Origin of the sequence: Dyella jiangningensis, from assembly GCF_003264855.1 — a bacterium.
GTDB lineage: Bacteria > Pseudomonadota > Gammaproteobacteria > Xanthomonadales > Rhodanobacteraceae > Dyella > Dyella jiangningensis_C.
In genome coordinates, this window is the sequence record NZ_NFZS01000002.1 from 1 (window position 1) to 20,032 (window position 20,032).

The following is a 20,032-nucleotide window of genomic DNA, read 5'->3' on the forward strand; positions in this document are numbered from 1 at the left end:
CTTCTGCAGGGCATACACCACGGGCCCCTTGGCCAGCTCCAACGCGATGGCAATGCGCCCGCCGCACTCCACCACCGGTGATCTTCTGAAGTTCGCCAACGCCCTGTTCGCCGGCCGCCTGATTGCGCCAGCAACCTTGCAGCAGATGATCAAACCCGGACGGGACGAGTACGGCGACGGCTTGTGGTCCTATCAACTCACCGCCAAGGGTGCGAAGCATCCGGTGATCAAGCGACCCGGTCTCATCGTGGGCACGCAAGCCCAGTTCTTCCACGTGATGGACCAGGACATCACCATCATCATGCTGGGCAATACCAGCGTGATCGACTCCGATGCCCTGGTGGAGGACATCGCCAAGCGCGCTATCCACTAGCGGCATACCGTATCGACGAGCAAGGGCGTGGTGCCGTGATCTCTCCACACCATTCTTGTGTCCGCTTCGGTCTACCCACGCTGCCGCCTGACGAGGAAACCGTTCGGACGTCAGCGCGACTTTACTCATGGCCTCGTTGCTGGAATTTTGATCCGGTCTAAACCTTCAATAAGGTTAGATGACAACGGACGGCTGGCTTCGACGGACACATCCGAACTGAAAGGGGATGCCATGATCCGCTTTGCGCACGACCGGGCCGACACCTGTCTTTCTGACCTGATCACTCAAAGGGACGGCATGCCGCTTTCGTGCAGAGAAATTTCCACGGCACTTATCGTCGATGATGACAACAACCTCAGGCTGCTGCTGGGAGAAATGCTTCAGATCCTGGGGCTGAAAGTGAAGGCCACCAGCAACGGCGCGGAAGCCCTGGCCCTGCTGGCATCCGGCGAGTCGTTCGACCTGTTGATGACGGACATCCGCATGCCTGGCGACATCGACGGGCCGATGCTGGCCCGCACCGCACGACACCTTTACCCTGCCATGCAGGTGGTCATCATGACCGGATTCGCCGGGGAAAGGGTGGCGGCCATTCCCGACGACACACTGATCCTGAAGAAGCCCTTCCGGCTCAAGGACCTCCAGGAACTCATCGTCCGGCTTGGCCAGCCCGCTACCGATCAATGACACGTCGACCCGGAACGCCGCCACGCCCTTGTTCTTCCATCTGTTCGCGAACGCGCAGGCAGCGTGCGGCCCAGCCCGGATGGTTTGGTCGTCTAGACGTTCTCTAACCCGGCAAACGCATCCCCCACGGCCTTGCTGAACGCGTCCATGGCGAAGGGCTTGGCGATCATCGTCATGTGGTAGCCAAGGAACTCCGATTTCACCGCGGCACTCTCGGCGTACCCGGTCATCAGGAGAACCGGCGTGGACGGATGTCCTTCACGGAACGCCTCGGCGAGCTGTCGCCCGTTCATGCCCGGAAGGCCCACATCCGAGATCAGCAGATCGATGCGATGGGATGCGATGTGTGACAGTGCAGCGTCCGCGTCGCGCGCGGTGAGCACGGCATAGCCAAGCTCTTCAAGCAGAAAGCTCACCAGCAACCGCACCTGATCGTCATCCTCGACCACCAGCACAAGCTGTCCGTCTCCTTTCGTCGCCTGTTCGCTCGCCGGTGGCGAGGCGACCTCGGCATGCGCCGGAGCCATGGGAAGGTAAAGCGAAATGGCCGTTCCACTTCCGGGGGTCGACTGCAGGTCGATATGGCCCTTCGACTGCTGCATGAACCCGTAGATCATGGAGAGCCCCAGGCCGGTGCCCTGCCCGATCGGCTTGGTCGTGAAGAAGGGCTCAAAGACGTGATCCTTGATGGCAGGCTCCATCCCCACCCCGTTGTCCGCCACTTCAACCACCACATAGCCCTCTGCATTGGCCTCCGCGCCGGTGCGCACAAACGGCGGGGTCGCGGCGCTTCTCGTGGTGATGCTCAGCGTGCCGCCGTAGGGCATGGCATCCCTCGCGTTGATGCACAGGTTGAGGACTGCGCTCTCGAGCTGGTTGATGTCGACTTGCGCCCTTTGCAACGGCTCGGCCAGGTCGACATGGATATGGATCTTCTCGCCGAGCGTCTGGCTGAGCAGCATATGCATCGAGCGGATGAGCGTATTCACGTCGACGGGGCTGGGGTCGAGCGATTGCCGCCTTGAAAACGCCAGCAGGCGCTGGGTCAATGCCGCAGCGCGGCCCGCCGCCTCCGTAGCAGCCCCCACCACCTTGCCGATGAGTTCGTCCTGGACGCGGCTGCTGACGATATCCAGCGCCCCAATGATGCTGGTGAGCATGTTGTTGAAGTCATGGGCGATGCCTCCCGTGAGCTGCCCCACGGCTTCCATCTTCTGGGCCTGCCTCAGCGCGTTTTCACTTTCCGAACGGGCATGCATTTCCGCGCGCAGGGCTTCCGTTCGCTCGGCCACTTTCTGTTCGAGCTTTGCCGCCGCTTGACCGAGCGCCTCCAGGGCTTCCTTTCGCTCGGTAATGTCGGTGGCAAAAAGGTGCACGCCATCGATTCGGCCGTCGTCGAGGCGGCGCGGAATGTAGCGAATCTCCGCGTCGCGTCGCCTGCCGTCGGGCGGCGTCCAGGACAGCTCCGCAGTTCCCTCCGCGCCAGCCAAGGCTCGCTTGAGAGGACCCTTGCGGGCTTCCCATTGTGCCTTGCCCAGCACTTCTTCAATGGTCTTTCCGAGCATGTCGCGCGGATCGATGCCAAACCAGTCCTTGTAGGCGAGATTGGCGAAGCGATAGCGGAAATCGGAGTCGATGAGCGCGATCAGGACTGGGAGAGAATCGGTAATGCGCCGCAGCTCGGCCTCACTTTCTGCCAGGGCCTTGCGGCTGGCAGCGAGCTCTTCCATGTGGTCCTTGATTTCGAATTGCTTTTGCCGGGACCGCATGGCTGTTGCCACGGCACTCAGCAGCGAAGCTGCACCAACGGGGCGTTCGAGTTCAATGCGGTTGAGCACCAGGCTTGGCAGTGGGGGTGGCCGCGCATCACGTCCGGAACGCGGTGACTGCAGCACGACAAAGGGCACATCCGACCAGGTCGGTTGCGCCGCAAGCGACTGCTGGATCGCATCGACGCCAAACTCCAGCGCCTCCTGCGTGAGAACCACGACACCGGTGCTTTCATCGATGTCTCCGGCCAAAGCCACCAGGTCCGGATACAAGAAAGCGTGGTAACCGTCGGCACTCAGCACGTCGACCAGGCTTTCTCCATCACGTTGCCAGGGCGCGATGACCTGCACCCGATAACCGCGCGTTGCCTCCCTATGCATCCCGGGTTTCCAGCAATGGCCCTTCATTACCCAGGAATTCGGGCGTTCCCGTCAGTACGCCGCGGAAGTCGGCCAGCGGCTCGCCGACACGCAAGCCCTTGCTGTCGATGAAAAGCTCGCGGATCGTGTCCTCGTGCTTGCCGCTGCGGTTCTTGATGACGGAGATGGCCTTCCTGATGCGGCCCTGCGACTCGAAAAACCGGAAAAGTATCACCGCGTCGGCGACATAGGACACATTGAGTGGCCCGGTATCCATCGAACCGACAAGGCCGAACTGGGGATTGATCAGGAATGTGGTGACACCGGACTGGTTGAGGAAGGCCAGCAGCTCGTGCATCTGCAGAAGCAGATGCTTCTCTTGCGGCATGGCCGAGAGGTACCCGTTGAGGCTGTCGATCACGACCATGGTGCAATGCTTTTCCTGCACGGCCTGAAAGACATTCCAGGCGAATTCGCCAGGCGGCATTTCGGCGGGATCGACCTGCGTGATCTCGAGCAGGCCGTCCTCCATGAAACGCACCAGGTTGACACCCATGGCCTCCGCGCGCTTCACGAGCGTATCGATGCGCTCATCGAATTCGTAGACGTGGCAACGCTCGCCTCGCGCGCACGCGGCGCCGATGTATTGCAGGGCGAGCGTGGTTTTGCCGGTACCCGCCGGACCGGTCAGCAAGGTGCTGGTACCACGCAGGAAGCCGCCGCCCATCAGGGCGTCGAGTTGAGGTACGCCGCTGAGCGTCGGTTCGTTGCCAAACTCGATGTGATGCTCGGCGGCCACGAGCCGCGGATAGACCTCCACACCGCCGGTCTGGATGCTCAGGTCGTGGTAGCCGGCGAGAAACGTTGCGCCGCGCATCTTCTGGATCTGCAGGCGGCGTCGGGCCGCGCCGAATTCCAGCGCGAAACGCTCCAGCGAAATGACGCCATGGCTGATGCTGTGCAGATGGGTGTCGCGATCCCTGCCCTCGCTGGTCAGGTCATCGATGAAGAGCACGGTCGCACTGCGCGGCGCGAAGAACTGCTTCAGCGCCAACACCTGCCGCCGATAGCGCAGCGGATCCTGCGCCAGCAATCGCAATTCCGAGAGACTGTCGAAGACGACACGGACCGGCTCCAGGCGCTCGACCTCCTGCTTGATCAGCCGCACCGTTTCGCCGAGCTCAACCTCCCAGGAATGAAAGACGGACTGGTTTCGCCCCTCGCCCAGCACCTCTTCGACGGAAGACAACTCGAACAGGTCGATACCTTTGAGGTCCCATCCGTGGGAGCCGGCCACTTCCCGCAGCTCTTCCGCGGTTTCGGACAGCGTCACGTAGAGACATCGCTCACCTTGACGCACGCCCTCCCGCAGGAACTGCAGCGAGAGCGTAGTTTTTCCTGACCCCGGCTGCCCTTCGAGCAGATAGAGGCGCCCGGCGGGCAATCCGCCGTGCAGGATCGTATCGAGACCGGGAACGCCAAAACGACAGCGACGAAGTGGAGGCATGCGCAGACTCAAGCCTGAGAGAGCCCGTATTAGTTGTCACCAGACGCTACGGTCTTGTGGAGACATGATGAAATATTCGTCTATGACCCAGGGCGAGACGTCGAACCGGGCCGCCAGATGAGACTCCAGCACGGATTTGCGGTGATGTTCTGCTACCCGAATCGGTCGTCTCGGTCAGTTCAGCCAGCCGCGTCTCGCGGAGCGACTTGCCTTCTGGCTCAGCCCGTTCGGCCCTATCGCCTCACTCGGGTTCGCCAGGGGATGCAGTCACTGACTTCAAGCCTTGGCATGAGCCGGTCGCGGATTAGCAATGGAGCGGCTCCGGTGCCGTGGACGTTCGCCGACGCTGGTCCGCGGCTTCGCGGTGGCAGCGCCAAATGCCATCGCACGAGGCGCCCTGACGCGAGCGTGCCACCTGATCTCCACGCCGATGTTCATATCGGCAACGGCGGTCCGCCGCCCCTTTCAAGCCCATTCCATAGTCCGTGGAAATCGCCCATCGTCGATCAACCCGAGACAGCCTGAAGACAGGCTTTTGGCATCCGAGCCGCCCGCGAAGCCCTTCCCGACGAGAGCAGCCAATCTTCTTTGATTTCATCGACTTGGAGGACACGACCTCCATCCGCGTGCGAATCCCGGGCGATTATGTTGCGGTGCAACTTGCATCGATCCAGATTGCGCCTATAACGCTAACCAAAATCACATATGAACTTATAGTTCGTATATGAATCGAACCTGACGGGTGGGCAAGGCGAGCCAGCACGGTCGCGGGGAGAGGTGGTATGCGGCGCAAGAGTTTTGATGCAGCCAATCGGCAACACCGCCAAGTCGCGGCCGGAGGTGGGTACCTCGGCGCAGGGAAACCATGATCCATGCACGACGTGGGTTCGGTCTACGGGCCGTGGTGGCTCACGCGCAGCGATGACGGATGGGTAACGGAGACATATAGACAAGGCCATCACACGGCTTTGCCGCGGCCCGGGCGTGTTGAAGCGTCTGTTGCGATTGGGGAGCGCAACGGAAGTCCCGCAAGCGAACGAATACAGCGAAGAGAAGTGAGTAGAGCTGGCGAGCGCACAACTCAAAAGCAATCACAACATTGAAGCTTCACGGGGAGGATTAGTCATGAGCAGCATCTGTCTACGACGCAGCGTACTCGCCAGTTCCCTGGCGCTCGCGCTTTTCACGCCGCATGTGTTCGCGCAATCGGCGTCATCGGGTAGTGATCAGTCATCGACGCAGCAAAGCGCGCAGACGGCGGCGCCGTCGTCGGACAAGCCCGCGAAGGCGGTGGACCTGAAGGCCATCACCGTGACTGGCTCGATGATCCCGCGCGTGGAGGTCGAGGGCCCCGCTCCCGTGGTCTCCGTCACCGGCGAGCAGATCAAGGCACAGGGTTTCACCACGCTGTGGGAGTTCCTCGATTCGCTGCCGCAGGTGGGCCAGCAGATTTCCGATTCGGCCTCGTGGGGCTCCAGTTCGGTCAACGCACGCTCGGTCAACCTGCGCGGCCTCGGCCCCGGCTTCAGCCTGCTGATGATCAACGGCCATCGCGTGGTGGACTACCCGCAGCCGTTGAACAAGCAGAGCAACTTCCAGAACTACAACAACATTCCGACCGGCATGATCGACCATGTCGAAATCCTCGCGTCGGGCGCTTCGTCGATCTATGGCTCGGACGCGGTCGCGGGCGTGGTCAACGTCATCCTGAAGAAGAACTACCAGGGTGACGAGCTGCAGGTGACCGGTGGCGGCGCCACGCGCGGCGGACGCAGCTACGGCGACATCAACTTCCTCGGCGGCAAGTCCGGCGAGAACTGGCACATCCAGTACAACCTGGAGAAGACCAACCGCACCGCGCTGTGGGGTCATGATCGTCCTTACCAGGATTCGGTGTCCGACGCGGGCTATGGCGCCTGGGGTCCGGCCGCACGCATGTTCGGCTACCAGTACGACGCCGCCGGCGCCATCGCGCTTTCCGCAAAGGGCGCCAATGGGCAGTACATCACGCCACCTGCCGGCACCTGCTCCAAGTTCACCAACTCGCAGCTGGCCCAATCGCACAGCGTCACCACCAACGGCACGCAGATCGCCAGCATCACCGACAACGGTTACTACTGCGCGCAGCCCCACCTGTTCCAGGACTGGGTGCTGACCGGTGGCACCCGCAGCACCAATGGCTACCTGGGTGGCGAGTACGATTTCTCGAACGGCATGCAGGTGTACGGCTCGGCCGCGCTGTATGACACGGTGGGTATCTCCAATACCCAGTTGAATGCGTTCGGCACCGGTCAGTTCTATGACCAGACCACGGGTCAAGTCATCAGCCAGGCCATCCGCCAGTTGACCGCGCAAGAAATGGGCACATCCGCCAACACCCACGATCGCGAGAAGAACTGGAACCTCGAGATCGGTCTGCGCGGCTCGATATTCGACAACCAGTTCCACTGGGACCTGAATCTCAACAGCCAGAAGTACATCGTGCGCGAGGACTACACCGCGTACAACCAGCAGGGCATGAACGATTTCTTCCTCGGCAAGCAGTTGGGCACGTCCGCCGCGGGCGATCCGATCTATGCGATGAACTGGCAGCAGTGGTGGAACCCCATCACCCCGCAGCAGTACAGCCAGTTCGCGGTGAATGGCGAGAACACCTCGTCATCATGGCTGGACCAGGCGCAGTTCCGCATCAATGGCGATCTGTTCAAGCTGCCCTGGGTCGACGACTCGATCGGCTGGGCCGCGGTGCTGGAAGCCGCGCACAACGGCTTCAAGCTCTCGCCTGATATTCGCGGTCTCGACCCGACCACGTTCCAGAACCCGTTTGGCGCCTACCTCACCGGCGAAGGCACCCGCCAGCGCTTCTCGTTGGGCACGGAGTTCCGCATTCCGCTGCTCGATTCGCTGACCTGGACCATCTCCGGCCGCGGCGACAAGTACAACGATGCCAGCAAGGCCGACATCGCCAAGACCTGGGGCACCGGCATCGAATACCGGCCGTTTGACAGCTTGTTGCTGCGCGGCAGCTACGGCACCAACTTCAAGGCGCCGGACATGCAGGCCATCTACCTGACCGGCTCCACGTCGCCGGTGGGTGATTACATCGACCCCCTGCAGTGCATCAACGCCATCAAGTCGGGCCAGTCCAACAGCACGTGGTGCAACCTGGTGCAGCGCCCGACCTCGCAGTACTACACGCTGTACACCAACGGCAGCCGCCTGCTCGAGCCGCAGACGGGTCACTCCTGGACGTATGGTTTCGTGTGGCAGATCCCGGGCGTGCAAGGCCTGTCGATGTCGGTGGACTACTGGCACATGGGCGTGGACAACGCCATCCAGTACCTCGACAAGGACACCGTACTGGTCGACGAAGCGGGCTGTCTCACGGGCGTGCAGGCAAGCGGCACCTCGGCGTTGTCGCCGTACACCGCGCACGTGCCCGGCTCGTCGTACTGCCAGATGGTGACGCAGATGGTCCAGCGCAATGCGGCCGGCCAGATCGTCTCGGAGCAGTCCGGCCCGATCAACGAGGCGTCGCTGTACGTGAGCGGTATCGATGCCTTGCTCGATTACAAGCTGCACACCGAAGACAGCGGCGATTTCCGCGCCACCATCAACTACACCAACAACCTCGAGTGGAAGCAGCGCGTACTCGCCTCCGACCCGCTGCAGAACACCCGCTACAACAACGTCGCGAGCCGCATGACGTGGATCGGCGACTGGACCAAGGGCAAGTGGAACCTGTCGATCTCGGGCGTGCGCGACGGCAGCATGCGTGCCCCGAACTACGCCGGCTGCACCGTGCTGCCCAACGGCATCCAGCCGGGCATGGTCAACATCGTGAATGGCAGCCAGTCGATCAGCACGGGCATCTGCCAGGTCACGCAGGATGGCAATCCGGTGACCGTTGCCGACTCCACCACGTACCACGGCAGAACGCCGGTGTGGATCACCTGGAACGGCTCGGTGGGCTACCAGATCAATCCCGACACCCGTCTGAAGCTCACCGTATCGAACATCTTCGACAAGGTGGGTGCGATCCCCTACTACGCCGGCGGCTTCGAGTTCGTCACGACGGGCCAGACCGCCAGCGAATACAACGGTCGCGAATGGTTCCTGACGTTCGACTACAAGTTTGACTGAGGAACCGAGAGCCGCGCCTTGTGGAGGCCGGCTCGGTGGAAGGTTGGCTTGGGTGACGCTACCCCCCCTCTCGGCGTGACCCGAGCTGACTTGTGGAGCGGATCGGCCCCGGCGCTTGCCGGGGCCGATTCGTTTTTGCATACCGTCCTTCGCAACATGCGATCGCCGGCTTCACGATCGACGCGGATGCGATGGCATGCACGCCAGATGGCATTCGCAAATTCCTGCCGCCTCGACACGGGCGCACATGCATCGCCTTGGCAGGCTCATCGGTGTTGGACTGAACACCTCGACATGTCGCAGTCGCCAAGGCGCCCACCAACAGATACGTCGCCGCCGGCAAATCAAGTGCTTACGTCACCCCATCTTGCTGCTCAAGGGTTGCCTCGCGTTCCCAGGCATCCACTTTGACGCACGGACGACCGACGTTTCTCATTGACCTCCTGCATCGGATGCCACATTTAGGCTTTGGCTATCTCGCTCGATGCACAAGGACACTTCATGAAACTCGGCATGATCGGTTTGGGACGGATGGGCGCCAACATGGCGCAGCGGCTGTTGCGTGACGGACACGAGGTCGTCGGCTTCGATCCGCAGGCGGCAGCGAGACAAGCGCTGGAGAAACACGGCGCAACCTCTGCGGATTCGCTGGAAGCTCTTGTCGCCGCCCTGCCCGCACCGCGCGTGCTTTGGCTGATGGTACCGGCGGGCGAGGTGACGGACCAAAGCCTGGACGCATTGCTTCCCCTGCTTGCGCCGGGCGACATCGTCGTCGATGGCGGCAACTCCAACTACAAGGACACCTTGCGCCGGGCGAAGCAATTCGACGCGCACGGCATCGCCTATGTCGACTGCGGCACCAGCGGCGGCGTGTGGGGCCTGGACGAGGGTTACAGCCTGATGATCGGTGGCGACGAGGCGGCTGTGGAACGCCTGCGCCCGGTATTCGAATCGCTGGCGCCCGCCAGGGACAGTGGCTGGGGCCGCGTAGGGCCGGTAGGTTCCGGGCACTTCACCAAGATGGTTCACAACGGCATCGAGTACGGGATGATGCAGGCGTACGCCGAAGGGTTTTCCATACTCAAGCACAAGACCGCGTTCGGGCTGGACCTGCACGGCATTGCCGAGATCTGGCGCCACGGCAGCGTGGTTCGCTCGTGGCTGCTGGACCTGACTGCCGACGCCTTGCAGAAGAACCCGGACATGGCGGGCATTGCCCCGTACGTCGCCGACTCCGGCGAGGGCCGCTGGACGGTGGATGAAGCCATCGAACTCAACGTGCCCGCGCCGGTGATCACCCAGTCGTTGATCGAACGATTGCGCTCGCGCGATGACGATTCGTTCACCGACAAGCTGCTGTCCGCCATGCGCAACGAGTTCGGCGGCCATCCCATCAAGAAGGAATGATCCGCACGGGCGCTGCCGCTATCGAGCGAGCAGCGCCTTCGCGCGCTCGATCACCGCATCCACGGTGAAGCCGTAGGCTTCCAGCAGCACCTCGGCGGGGGCGGACGCGCCGAAGCGTTCGACGCCGAGCATGTCGCCACGTGGGCCGACATAACGCTCCCAGCCTTGCGATACGCCCAGCTCCACCGCCAGCCTGGCGCCCACGCCAGGTGGCAATACCTCGTCGCGCTCGGCCTGCGTCAGCGCCTCGAAGAGCTCCCAGCTCGGCATCGACACGCAACGCACGCCGACGCCCTCCTGCTGAAGACGCTCGGCAGCCTCGACGATCAGGCTGACCTCGGAGCCGCTGGCGAGCAGGATCAAGGCCGGCTTGCCGTCGGGCGCATCGCTTAGCACGTAACCACCGCGGCGCAGCCCGTCCGCGGATGCCAGCCGTTCGCGATCCAGCGTGGGCACGTTCTGCCGCGTAAGCGCCAGCATGACGGGGCGATGTTGGGTCTCCATGGCCACACGCCAGGCAACGGCCGTCTCGTTGGCGTCCGCCGGACGGATCAGGATGAGGCGAGGAATGGCGCGCAGGTTCGCCAGCTGCTCGACGGGCTGGTGCGTCGGACCGTCTTCACCCAGCGCAATGCTGTCGTGGGTGAACACATGCACGACATGCAGGCCCATCAGGGCGGCCAGACGTATGGGCGGCCGCATGTAGTCGGAGAAGATCAGGAAGGTGGACCCGAAAGGCACCATGGCGCCGTGCGCGGCGAGCCCGTTGGCAATGGCGCCCATGGCGTGTTCGCGCACGCCGAAATGCAGGTTGCGGCCCCAGTAGCCCCAGCCCGCCGAGTCCGAGCCTTGCAGGTCTTCGCCCTTCGTCGCCGCCGGATTGAAATCACCCAGACCCTTCAGCGCGGTCTTGGTGGAAGGATCCAGGTCGGCCGAGCCGCCGGTGAACGACGGCACCCTGGACGCGAACGCATTCATGACCTTGCCCGAGGCGTCACGCGTCGCCATGCCTTTGGCATCGGCGGGAAATACGGGGATGTCCGCGTCCCATCCATCGGCGAGTTCGCCGCGGATGGATTGCTGCAGCTCGGCATGCAGTTCGGGAAACGCCTTGGCGTAAGCCTCCATGCGCGCGTTCCATGCCGACTCCAGCTGTTCGCCACGTGGGAGCGCGCGGCGAAAATGCGCCAGCACGTCGTCGGGCACCAGGAAATCCGGTTCGGTTGGCCACCCCAGTTTCTGCTTGGTTTTGCGCACGCCATCGACGCCGAGCGGCGATCCGTGCGCCTTGAAACTGTCCTGCTCCGGCGAGCCATAGCCCAGATGCGTGCGCACCAGGATCACCGTGGGCCGCGTGTGTTTGGCGCGCGCCGTTTCCAAAGCGGCCTCGATGGCGGTGAGATCGTTGCCGTCATGGATGCGGATGGTGTGCCATCCATACGCATCGAAGCGGCGCCGCCGGTCTTCGGAAAACGTGATGCCGGCACCTGCGGACAAGGTCACGGCGTTGTCGTCGTACAGGCAGATCAGCTTGCCCAGCCTGAGATGACCCGCAAGCGAGGCGGCTTCCGAGGCCACGCCTTCCATCAGGTCGCCGTCGCTGACGAGGGCGTAGGTGCAGTGATCGACGACGGTATGCCCAGGACGGTTGTAGCGCGCAGCAAGCTGAGCCTCCGCCATCGCCATGCCGACCGCGTTCGCCATGCCCTGCCCCAGCGGACCGGTGGTGGTTTCCACGCCGGGCGTGTGGTCGCGCTCGGGATGACCCGGCGTCTTGCTGCCCCATTGGCGGAATTGCTTGAGATCGTCCAGCGTCAGTTCGTAACCCGTGAGATACAGCAGGCTGTAAAGCAACGCCGATCCGTGGCCCGCGGAAAGCACGAAGCGATCGCGATCGAACCATTGCGGGTTGGCGGGGTGGAACTTCAGCCATCGCGTCCATAGCGCATAAGCCATCGGCGCCGCATCGAGCGGCAGGCCGGGATGGCCGCTGTTCGCTTTCTGCACCATGTCGACCGACAGGAAGCGAATGGTGTCGATGCATTTCTGGTCGAAATCGTTGGCCATGAGATGGTTTCCGCAAGCGCCTTGCACGTGGTCGTTTCGATCGGCCGAATGGCGATGGCGATGCCCTTCCCTGCGCCGCGGCATTCAGGACGCCTTGGCGCTGCGAAGCTCCTCGCTCTTTTCGACGATGCGCCGTAGCAGTTCCTTCCAGGATGTGACGAACGCCTCCGCGCCTTCCTTTTGAAGCCGCACGGCCAGTTCATCCGTATCCACGCCCGCTTTCGCGAATCGAGCCAGCACCGCCTCGGCGTCGACGCTGTCCTTGGCCATCACCCCGTTGACTGTTCCATGCTCGGCGAAGGCCTTCAGTGTCTTCTCGGGCATCGTGTTGATCGTGTCGGGAGAAGCCAGCGCTTCGACATACAAGGTATCGGAAGCATGGGGATCCTTGGTTCCCGTACTCGCCCACAACAGGCGCTGCGGCAGTGCGCCGGCGTCGGCAAGCGCGCGCCAGCGCGGCGACGCCAACAGCTCGCGGTACGCACGGTAGACCGTGCCGCCGACCGCCACGCCCAGCGTGTTGCGCAGTGCTTCGGGCACCTTGTCCTTGACGGCGACATCCCAGCGGCTGACGAAGAGCGATGCGACGGAACACACTTCCGGCTTCAACCCTTCCTTGAGCCTGCGCTCGATGCCTCGCATGTACGCCTCGGCGGCGGCCACGTATTGATCGCGCGAGAACAGCAGGGTCACGTTGATCGGGATGCCGGCGAAGATCGATTCCTCGATGGCCGGCATGCCCTCCGGCGTGCCGGGAATCTTCACGAAGAGATTGCTGCGCGCGGCTTTCTGGTGGATCTCAGCCGCCGCGTGGATGCTGCCCTGCGTGTCCCCGGCCAATAGCGGCGACACCTCCATCGACACCCAGCCGTCCATATGGTGGCTGGCTTCGAACGCGGGATAGAACATGTCCGCGGCGCGGCGCAGATCGGCCAGGGCCAGCTCCATGAACAACGCCTCGCCGGTCATGCCAGCCCTGGCCTTTTCGCGGATGTCCGCGTCATATGCATGGCCGCTGGCAATGGCCGCGTCGAAGATGGTGGGGTTGGAGGTCAGGCCGGTGACCGAGAACTCGTCGATGTAGCGCTGCAAGGTACCGCTGTCGAGCAGGTCACGCGTGATGTTGTCCAGCCACAGGCTCTGGCCCAGCTGGTGCAGCTGCCCGGTCGCTTTCATGGCGAAGGTCCTGCGCCGGTGATTGCAGGGCCATCGTTCGTTCGCGTGACGCACATGTGTATTTCCTCGCTTTACAGCACCGCATGCCCAGGCCAGCGCGGCCCGGGAGCCCCTCACCCTGACGCACCGGACGTTAAAGCCCGGCATGGAGTGCATGGCCTTCGCGTGATGCGGATACGCAGACGGCGCCTGCAGAGTTCGTTCGCAGCCGCTTGACCGCCCATTCACCGCGGTCGTGCGAATGGTTGAGCTCCTTCCGCGGAGGAGCCGTCATGACGGACGACAAGAACTTGCGCGCGCCGCGCGACGCCGAGCGCGTCAATGTCAACGAGGACTATGAAGTCCGCTACTGGTCGCACAAGTGGGGCGTGTCGGAACAGCAGTTGCGCGATGCCGTCAAACGCGTCGGCGTGATGTCAAGGGACGTGGCCAAGGCGCTCGGGAAATAGGCGTGTCGCTGCGCGATTACGAAAGAAAACGACGATTCGACAGGACACCCGAGCCGCGGCCGGAGGGCTCCGCCACCGGCGCCGGGCGCGAACTGTTCGTGGTGCAGCTGCACCACGCGCGACGCAGGCACTACGACTTCAGGTTGCAGGTGGGCGGTGTGCTGAAAAGCTGGGCCTGCCCCAAGGGCCCCAGCTACGACCCCGCGGTGAAACGCCTGGCCGTGGAGGTGGAAGACCACCCGGTGTCCTATGCCGCCTTCCAGGGCGATATCCCGGACGGCTACGGCGCCGGCCACGTCGATACGTTCGACACCGGCGTCTGGTCCGCGTTCGGTGACCCCGAGGAACAGTTGCAGAAGGGCCACCTGCGCTTCGAACTCTTCGGCAACCGGCTCAAGGGCCGCTGGCATCTGGTGCGCAGCCATCGGGCCGAGAAGAAGCCCGCGTGGTTTCTCATCAAGGGCAAGGACGCCTATGCGTCCAAGGTGGAAGCGGACGACCTGCTCGATACCGCCATGGTGGAAAGCACCCGGCGCGCGGCGGGCAAGAGCGGCGGCGCCAAGGAAGTCGCCGAAAAGCTCAAGCGCACGAAGCGCAAGGCAGCCCCGACCGTCAGGCACCGTCGTGCATCGCCGGCAACGTGGGTGGCGAAGATTCCCGGCGCCAGAAAGCAGGCCATGCCGTCGGGGTTCTTCAAACCCGAGCTCGCCACGCTGCGCGAGGCGCCGCCGCCTGGCGACCTTTGGCTCAACGAAGTGAAATGGGACGGCTATCGCATCCTCACCACCATCGAGAAGGGCGAGGTCGAACTGTGGTCCCGCAATGGCCTGCCATGGACGGAAAAACTGCCGGAGATGCGGCAGGCCATCGAGGATCTGGGTCTGGCATCGGGACGCCTGGATGGTGAACTCATCGCCATCAACGACGGCCGCCCCGATTTCAACGCGCTGCAGCAAACGCTGTCGGGCGAACGCGCCTCGCCGTTGCTCTACATGCTTTTCGACATGCCTTACCTCGAGGGCTTCGATCTTTCGCGCGCCGCCCTGGTGGATCGCAAGAGCGCGCTGGAACGCCTGCTGGATGGCGCGCCGCCCCAGCTTCGCTACAGCACGCACGTGGTCGGCCAGGGCGAACAGGTATTCCAGAACGCCAGCGAGAACCAGCTCGAAGGCATCATGTGCAAGCGTGCGGATTCGCCCTATCGCAGCGGTCGCGGCGATGACTGGCTAAAGGTGAAACGACTGGAGTCGGACGAGTTCGCCGTGGTCGGCTATACGGCGGCCAAGGGCTCGCGCAAGGGTTTCGGATCGCTGCTGCTCGCCAAGCCGGCGCCCGATGGCGACTGGATCTACATGGGGCGGGTCGGCAGCGGATTCTCCGACGAGATGCTGCGCGACCTCACTCGCTCGCTGGCCAGGTCGGGAACACGCGTACCAAGCATCAAGCACACCGGCGAGGCGCCAAGGGATGCCCACTGGATACCGCCGACGGCAGTGGCGGAGGTGTTCTATCGCGGCATCGGCAACCAGGGCCTGTTGCGGCAGCCCAGCCTGAAGACCATGCGCCTGGACAAATCGCCGGCCGATCTGCGCAACGGTGATCGCGACACCACCCGGCGCACGCCGGCCCGCAAGAACGCGAAACGCGCCACCCGCAGCGAAGCCATCACCATCACCCATCCGGATCGCGAGGTGTATCCCGGCGAAGGCATTACCAAGCAGGACGTGGCGGACTACTACCGGGCCGTGATGGACTGGTTCCTGCCCGGCGTCCTCAATCGCCCCACGTCGGTGATCCGCTGGCCCAACGGCATCGGCAAGCCGAGCTTCTTCCAGAAGCACATCCCGACCGGCGGCCTCAAGCACGTCGGCTCCGCCCGGCTCAAGGAGGAAACCGGCGCATCCGCCGTGTATCTGTATCCCGAGAGCGCCGATTCCATCATCGAGCTCGTGCAGTTCAATGCCATCGAGTTCCATCCCTGGGGCGCGCACGTCGACAACCCCGATTGCGCGGACCGGGTGGTGTTCGACCTGGACCCCGGCGAGGACGTCAGCTGGACGCGTGTAAAGGCCGCGGCGCGCCTGATGCGGCAGCTGCTGGACCAGCTCGGACTGGAATGTTTCCTGCGCACCACGGGCGGCAAGGGGCTGCATGTGGTCGTGCCGCTCAAGCCGGCCTCTCCGTGGAAGATCGTCAAGCAATTCGCGCAGAGCTTTGCCCAGGTGTTGGAATCGATGCACCCGCTCGAATTCATCGCAGTGAGCAGCAAGGCCAGGCGCGCCGGCAAGATTTACGTCGACTACCTGCGCAATGGCCGCGGCGCCACGGCGGTCGCTTCCTACTCCCTGCGCGGCCGCCCCGGCGCACCCGTCGCCATGCCGCTGCGCTGGAGCGAACTCGGCAAGCTGAAAAGCGCCTCGCAGTTCAACATCAAGACCGCCGTCGCCCGGCTCAAACGCCAACGCTCCGATCCCTGGGAAGGCATCGACAAGGTCCGCCAGAGCCTCGGCGCCGTGATCAAAGCCTTGTCCTCGTAGGCGCGCCGCGCCGGGAGCCCTCATGAAAACGCCGCGACGTGCCGCATGGATCGTCTTCGTCGTCGCCTTGCTGGTCATTCTCGCCCTCGGGTTTTATCGCGCGGCGCGCCACAAGGACCCGCGGCCGGACCCGGCGTCTGCCGCGCCGGCGTCCACGGCGGCGCCCAGGTCGTGAAAGCCGTCGCCGCACCGGGCTCGTCCACAAGCGCTGCGCGCATGCACGGCTAAGCTGCCTTCATGTATGGCAGCGGAAAGCATGCATGGCGCGCCTGCGTATCGGCATATCGGGCTGGAGCTATCGACCATGGCAAAAGGTGTTCTATCCGGCCGGCCTGCCCACCGATGAAGAACTGGACTTTGCCTCGCGCCAGTTCCCCACGATCGAACTGAATGCTTCGTTCTATCGCCTGCAGACGCCGGAGAGCTACCGCGACTGGCGCCGTCGGACGCCGCCCGGTTTCGTCTTTGCTGTGAAGGCGCCGCGTTTCCTCACGCACGTCAAGCGACTGAAGGACATGCGGGAGCCGCTCTCGGTGTTCCTGGCCTCGGGGGTGCTCGAACTGGGCGACAAACTGGGGCCCCTCCTGTGGCAGCTGCCACCGAACTTCCGCTACGACCGCGCGCGCATCGAGGCCTTCATGACCGACTTGCCCCGTTGCGGTGGCGATGCGCTGGCCATCGCGCGTCGACACGCCAAGGTGAAGTCGACCGAAGCGTTCAGGCGACAACGATTGCGGCACGCGCTCGAAGTGCGTCACCCCAGCTTCCTCGATGCGGACTTCATCCGCCTCGCGCGCGATCACGGCGTGGCTGTCGTGGTCTCCGACGGCGCGGGGCGCTGGCCGATGATCCAGGACGTCACGGCGGGTTTCATGTACGTGCGCCTGCATGGCGAAAGCAAGCTCTACGGTGGACGATACAGCGATGCATCGCTGGCGAGCTGGGCCGAGAAGGTCGACACCTGGCGCCACGGAGCGCAACCGGACGACATCGCGCTCCTGCTTCGCCGCGGCGCCCCGCGTCGCCGCTCGCGGGACGTCTACGTGTATTTCGACAACGACACCAAGGTCGATGCGCCGTTCGATGCCCATCGCCTGATCGAGCGTCTCGATCGCTGATGGAACCTTGCCCACGAAGACGAGGCTTCCGCGGATTCAGGCGGCGTTCGTCGATGCCAACGTGCCGATCACGCGGGCGTGAGATGCCGTCGACATGGCGAGGCCGGGCACGTGGGTGGCTACCGAAAACTTCACGCAACCCACGCATGACCTTGTGCACGAACCGGGCACTCTGGCCGGCATGCGGCAAGGGCACGGCTCTTGCTGACCACGTTCGCCCTCATCCACCAGGGAAGCACCATGACCGAAGCACGGGAACTTCTGATCGACTGGATCCGCAACGCGCACGCCATGGAAGTGCAGTCCGAAGAGCTGCTGGTCAGCCAGCTGCGCCGCATCGAACACTACCCCGACCTGCGCGATCGCCTGAAGGCGCACCGCGACGAGACGCACTCGCAGCGCGCCATCCTCGAAGACCTGCTGCACGACTACCGCACCACGCCATCGGCCTGGCGCGAAGCCGGCGTGCGGCTCATGGCGTTCGGCCAGAACATGTTCCAGGTGGCCAGCAACGACGAGGTGGTCAAGGGCGCGATCATGCTGGCGTCGTTCGAGCGCATGGAGATGTCGGTCTATCGCGCACTCGCTTCCGCCGCGCAGGTGGCCGGCGAGGATGCGCTCGTGGATATCTTCAATCGGTTGCACGCCCAGGAGCAGGCCATGGCGACGTGGCATGACGAACACTTGGCCGATCTGGTCCGGCAGTTCGTCGTGCGGTCGGAACTGCCCGATGTGACGGCGCGGCACTGATCGCGTCAGCCGCCGTCATCGCGGGGCGAACGGTCGCGGCGCAGCGAACTGAACAACAGCCCCGCGCCCATGATCGCGCCGGCGCCGTACATCAGCATCGACAAGGTGTCATGGCCGCCCTTCCCCCAGCGGTCGAGCATGGCGCCCGCGATGAACAACGCGGCGGCGATCACGCCCGTGGCGATGCGATTGGCGATCTTCTGCAGGTTCTCGATGAGATGGGATTCCTCCAGCCCATCGATGCGGAAGCGCATGCGGTTCTCGGCCAGCATCTGCAGGATGCGCGTGAGCTGCTCGGGCGCATCGAGCAGCGCGCGTCGCGCGTCGAGGGCCACGACGCCGTATTCCGCGGGCGATCCCTTGGGCCTCAGCTGTTCCAGCAGCAGTCGCCGCAGGTTGGCGGCGATCAGTTCGCGCGTCGGCAGGCTCGGCGAAAGATGACGCAATGCGGGCTCGAGATTGAGCATCGCTCGCCCCAGCAGACTCAGCTCCGCCGGAGGACGCAGGCCATACTGCGCACCGATGGTCGTCAGCGACAGCAGCAGGCGCCCCATTTCCAGCGTGGCCTCGCCATGCGTGATCGCATAGCGCAGCACGGCATCGCCGACGGCGCGCCGGTAGCCCACGAGTTCGGCCTCGGGCAACTCGACGAAGAGGCGCTCGCACAGCCGTGCCACGGCATCACCGTCGCCCTCCGAAGCGAACAGCAGCACCTTGAGCAGCGTCCTGCGCGTGATCGGCGCGATGCTGGCGATCATGCCGAAATCGAGCAGCGCCAGGCGCCCGTCTTCGGTCTGCACGAGGTTGCCGGGGTGCGGGTCGACATGCACGAGCCCGTGCAGGAACACCTGGTCGATGTAGGCGCACAGCAGCTGTCCCGCCTGCTCCGTGGCCACGGCCTCACTCACCGGCAGTGGCGATCCGAAGCGCAGCTTGTCGCCATGCACGCGGGTCATGGTGAGCACGCCGCCCGAACAGTACTTCTCGTGCACGGTCGGCACGTACAGTCGCGGATAGCCCGCGAGCTGTCCGGCGAACTGGCGCATGTACGCCGCCTCGGCCAGGAAATCCAGTTCGTTGAGCAGGCTTCTTCGCAACTCGTCGATCCACTGCACGGCACCGTAGCGTCGGCCCATGTTCGTGTGGCGCTGGAACCCGCGCGCGATGCGTTCGAGGATCTGCAGGTCGGTACGGATCCGTTGCTCGATGCCGGGCCGGCGCACCTTCACGGCGGCATCCGTGCCGTCACGCAGCGTCACCGCATGGACCTGCGCGAGCGATCCCGCCGCCAGGGGCTGGTCGTCGAAGCGAAAGAAGATCTGCTCGGGCTCTCCGCCGAGTTCGTTCCTGATCGTTTCGCGGATCGCCTGCACCGGCACGGCGTCGACATCGTCCTGGATCTTTTCCAGGGCGCTGAGGTAGGAAGCGCTGACCAGGTCGGGTCGTCCCGACAACGCCTGGCCGAGCTTGATGAAGGCGGGACCAAGGCGTTCGAGATCGGCCACGAACTGTTCGGGCCGGTTCGCCATGGGTGACGCGTGCTCGGGATCCTCCTGGCGGAAGATGCCGGCACGGCGGTAGCGCAGCACGAAGCGAAGGATCTGGGCGTAACGCGACAGGTTACCTGGCATGAGGAAACTCGAAGGTTGTCATGGCCCTCCCGCATCGCCTTCGATCACGCGGCGCCAC

General features: G+C 64.0%; 13 protein-coding genes and 1 pseudogene. 9 read left to right on the forward strand and 5 right to left on the reverse strand.

Annotation, left to right across the window (positions count from 1 at the left end):
* Nucleotides 1-373, forward strand: a pseudogene (locus tag CA260_RS10735) (hypothetical protein); the annotation flags it as partial.
* A gap of 231 nt (nt 374-604) precedes the next feature.
* Nucleotides 605-1,060, forward strand: coding sequence for a response regulator (locus CA260_RS10740; protein ID WP_111983106.1), 456 nt, complete (start codon nt 605-607; stop codon nt 1,058-1,060).
* Between the two features lie 92 nt (nt 1,061-1,152).
* Here CA260_RS10740 and CA260_RS10745 read toward each other — a convergent pair whose 3' ends face one another.
* Both CA260_RS10745 and CA260_RS10750 read right to left on the reverse strand, forming a co-directional pair.
* Complete coding sequence (locus CA260_RS10745) at nt 1,153-3,210, reverse strand: hybrid sensor histidine kinase/response regulator (protein ID WP_111983107.1); 2,058 nt, start codon at nt 3,208-3,210, stop codon at nt 1,153-1,155.
* The gene (locus CA260_RS10750) at nt 3,203-4,696 is read right to left on the reverse strand and encodes an ATPase domain-containing protein (protein WP_111983108.1); all 1,494 of its coding nucleotides are present in this window, start codon (nt 4,694-4,696) and stop codon (nt 3,203-3,205) included. Before CA260_RS10750 ends, CA260_RS10745 begins: the two co-directional genes overlap by 8 nt.
* A gap of 1,125 nt (nt 4,697-5,821) precedes the next feature.
* On the opposite strand from CA260_RS10750, the gene CA260_RS10755 reads away from it, so the two are divergent.
* A complete protein-coding gene (locus CA260_RS10755) occupies nt 5,822-8,839 on the forward strand; it encodes a TonB-dependent receptor plug domain-containing protein (RefSeq protein WP_111983109.1) in 3,018 nt (1,005 codons plus the stop codon).
* A gap of 501 nt (nt 8,840-9,340) precedes the next feature.
* A complete protein-coding gene (gene gnd / locus CA260_RS10760) occupies nt 9,341-10,246 on the forward strand; it encodes a phosphogluconate dehydrogenase (NAD(+)-dependent, decarboxylating) (protein WP_111983110.1) in 906 nt (301 codons plus the stop codon).
* Nucleotides 10,247-10,264: 18 nt separating this feature from the next.
* On the opposite strand, the gene tkt is transcribed toward gnd, so the two are convergent.
* Complete coding sequence (gene tkt, locus CA260_RS10765; RefSeq protein ID WP_111983277.1) at nt 10,265-12,313, reverse strand: transketolase; 2,049 nt, start codon at nt 12,311-12,313, stop codon at nt 10,265-10,267.
* 84 nt (nt 12,314-12,397) lie between these two features.
* Nucleotides 12,398-13,489: a transaldolase gene (tal, locus tag CA260_RS10770; RefSeq protein WP_111983111.1), complete on the reverse strand. Its 1,092-nt coding sequence runs from the start codon at nt 13,487-13,489 to the stop codon at nt 12,398-12,400.
* Nucleotides 13,490-13,761: 272 nt separating this feature from the next.
* Here tal and CA260_RS10775 point away from each other — a divergent pair, with 272 nt between their 5' ends.
* From CA260_RS10775 to CA260_RS10790, 5 genes are all read left to right on the forward strand, one after another.
* Entirely contained in the window at nt 13,762-13,938 is a 177-nt protein-coding gene (locus CA260_RS10775; protein WP_111983112.1) for a DUF3606 domain-containing protein, read from the forward strand.
* Nucleotides 13,939-13,940: 2 nt separating this feature from the next.
* On the forward strand, nt 13,941-16,475 hold the full coding sequence (gene ligD, locus CA260_RS10780; RefSeq protein ID WP_111983113.1) for a DNA ligase D: 2,535 nt from the start codon (nt 13,941-13,943) through the stop codon (nt 16,473-16,475).
* Between the two features lie 22 nt (nt 16,476-16,497).
* The gene (locus CA260_RS21150) at nt 16,498-16,650 is read left to right on the forward strand and encodes a hypothetical protein (protein ID WP_172461804.1); all 153 of its coding nucleotides are present in this window, start codon (nt 16,498-16,500) and stop codon (nt 16,648-16,650) included.
* A gap of 85 nt (nt 16,651-16,735) precedes the next feature.
* Nucleotides 16,736-17,593 carry a DUF72 domain-containing protein gene (locus CA260_RS10785; RefSeq protein WP_111983114.1) on the forward strand — a complete coding sequence of 286 codons (858 nt, stop codon included), beginning with the start codon at nt 16,736-16,738 and terminating at the stop codon, nt 17,591-17,593.
* Between the two features lie 240 nt (nt 17,594-17,833).
* Nucleotides 17,834-18,343, forward strand: a complete 510-nt coding sequence (locus CA260_RS10790) for a ferritin-like domain-containing protein (RefSeq protein WP_146745326.1) — start codon at nt 17,834-17,836, stop codon at nt 18,341-18,343.
* A gap of 5 nt (nt 18,344-18,348) precedes the next feature.
* Here CA260_RS10790 and CA260_RS10795 read toward each other — a convergent pair whose 3' ends face one another.
* The gene (locus CA260_RS10795) at nt 18,349-19,974 is read right to left on the reverse strand and encodes an ABC1 kinase family protein (RefSeq protein WP_111983116.1); all 1,626 of its coding nucleotides are present in this window, start codon (nt 19,972-19,974) and stop codon (nt 18,349-18,351) included.
* Nucleotides 19,975-20,032 lie beyond the last annotated feature (58 nt).

What these genes read in the sequence shown, in the direction of transcription:
- tal (WP_111983111.1), bottom strand. Translation starts at nt 13,489, where the DNA reads ATGAAAGCGACCGGGCAGCTGCACCAGCTGGGCCAGAGCCTGTGGCTG.
- CA260_RS10790 (WP_146745326.1), top strand. Translation starts at nt 17,834, where the DNA reads ATGACCGAAGCACGGGAACTTCTGATCGACTGGATCCGCAACGCGCAC.
- gnd (WP_111983110.1), top strand. Translation starts at nt 9,341, where the DNA reads ATGAAACTCGGCATGATCGGTTTGGGACGGATGGGCGCCAACATGGCG.
- tkt (WP_111983277.1), bottom strand. Translation starts at nt 12,313, where the DNA reads ATGGCCAACGATTTCGACCAGAAATGCATCGACACCATTCGCTTCCTG.
- CA260_RS10785 (WP_111983114.1), top strand. Translation starts at nt 16,736, where the DNA reads ATGGCGCGCCTGCGTATCGGCATATCGGGCTGGAGCTATCGACCATGG.
- CA260_RS10745 (WP_111983107.1), bottom strand. Translation starts at nt 3,210, where the DNA reads ATGCATAGGGAGGCAACGCGCGGTTATCGGGTGCAGGTCATCGCGCCC.
- CA260_RS21150 (WP_172461804.1), top strand. Translation starts at nt 16,498, where the DNA reads ATGAAAACGCCGCGACGTGCCGCATGGATCGTCTTCGTCGTCGCCTTG.
- CA260_RS10775 (WP_111983112.1), top strand. Translation starts at nt 13,762, where the DNA reads ATGACGGACGACAAGAACTTGCGCGCGCCGCGCGACGCCGAGCGCGTC.
- CA260_RS10740 (WP_111983106.1), top strand. Translation starts at nt 605, where the DNA reads ATGATCCGCTTTGCGCACGACCGGGCCGACACCTGTCTTTCTGACCTG.
- CA260_RS10795 (WP_111983116.1), bottom strand. Translation starts at nt 19,974, where the DNA reads ATGCCAGGTAACCTGTCGCGTTACGCCCAGATCCTTCGCTTCGTGCTG.
- CA260_RS10755 (WP_111983109.1), top strand. Translation starts at nt 5,822, where the DNA reads ATGAGCAGCATCTGTCTACGACGCAGCGTACTCGCCAGTTCCCTGGCG.
- CA260_RS10750 (WP_111983108.1), bottom strand. Translation starts at nt 4,696, where the DNA reads ATGCCTCCACTTCGTCGCTGTCGTTTTGGCGTTCCCGGTCTCGATACG.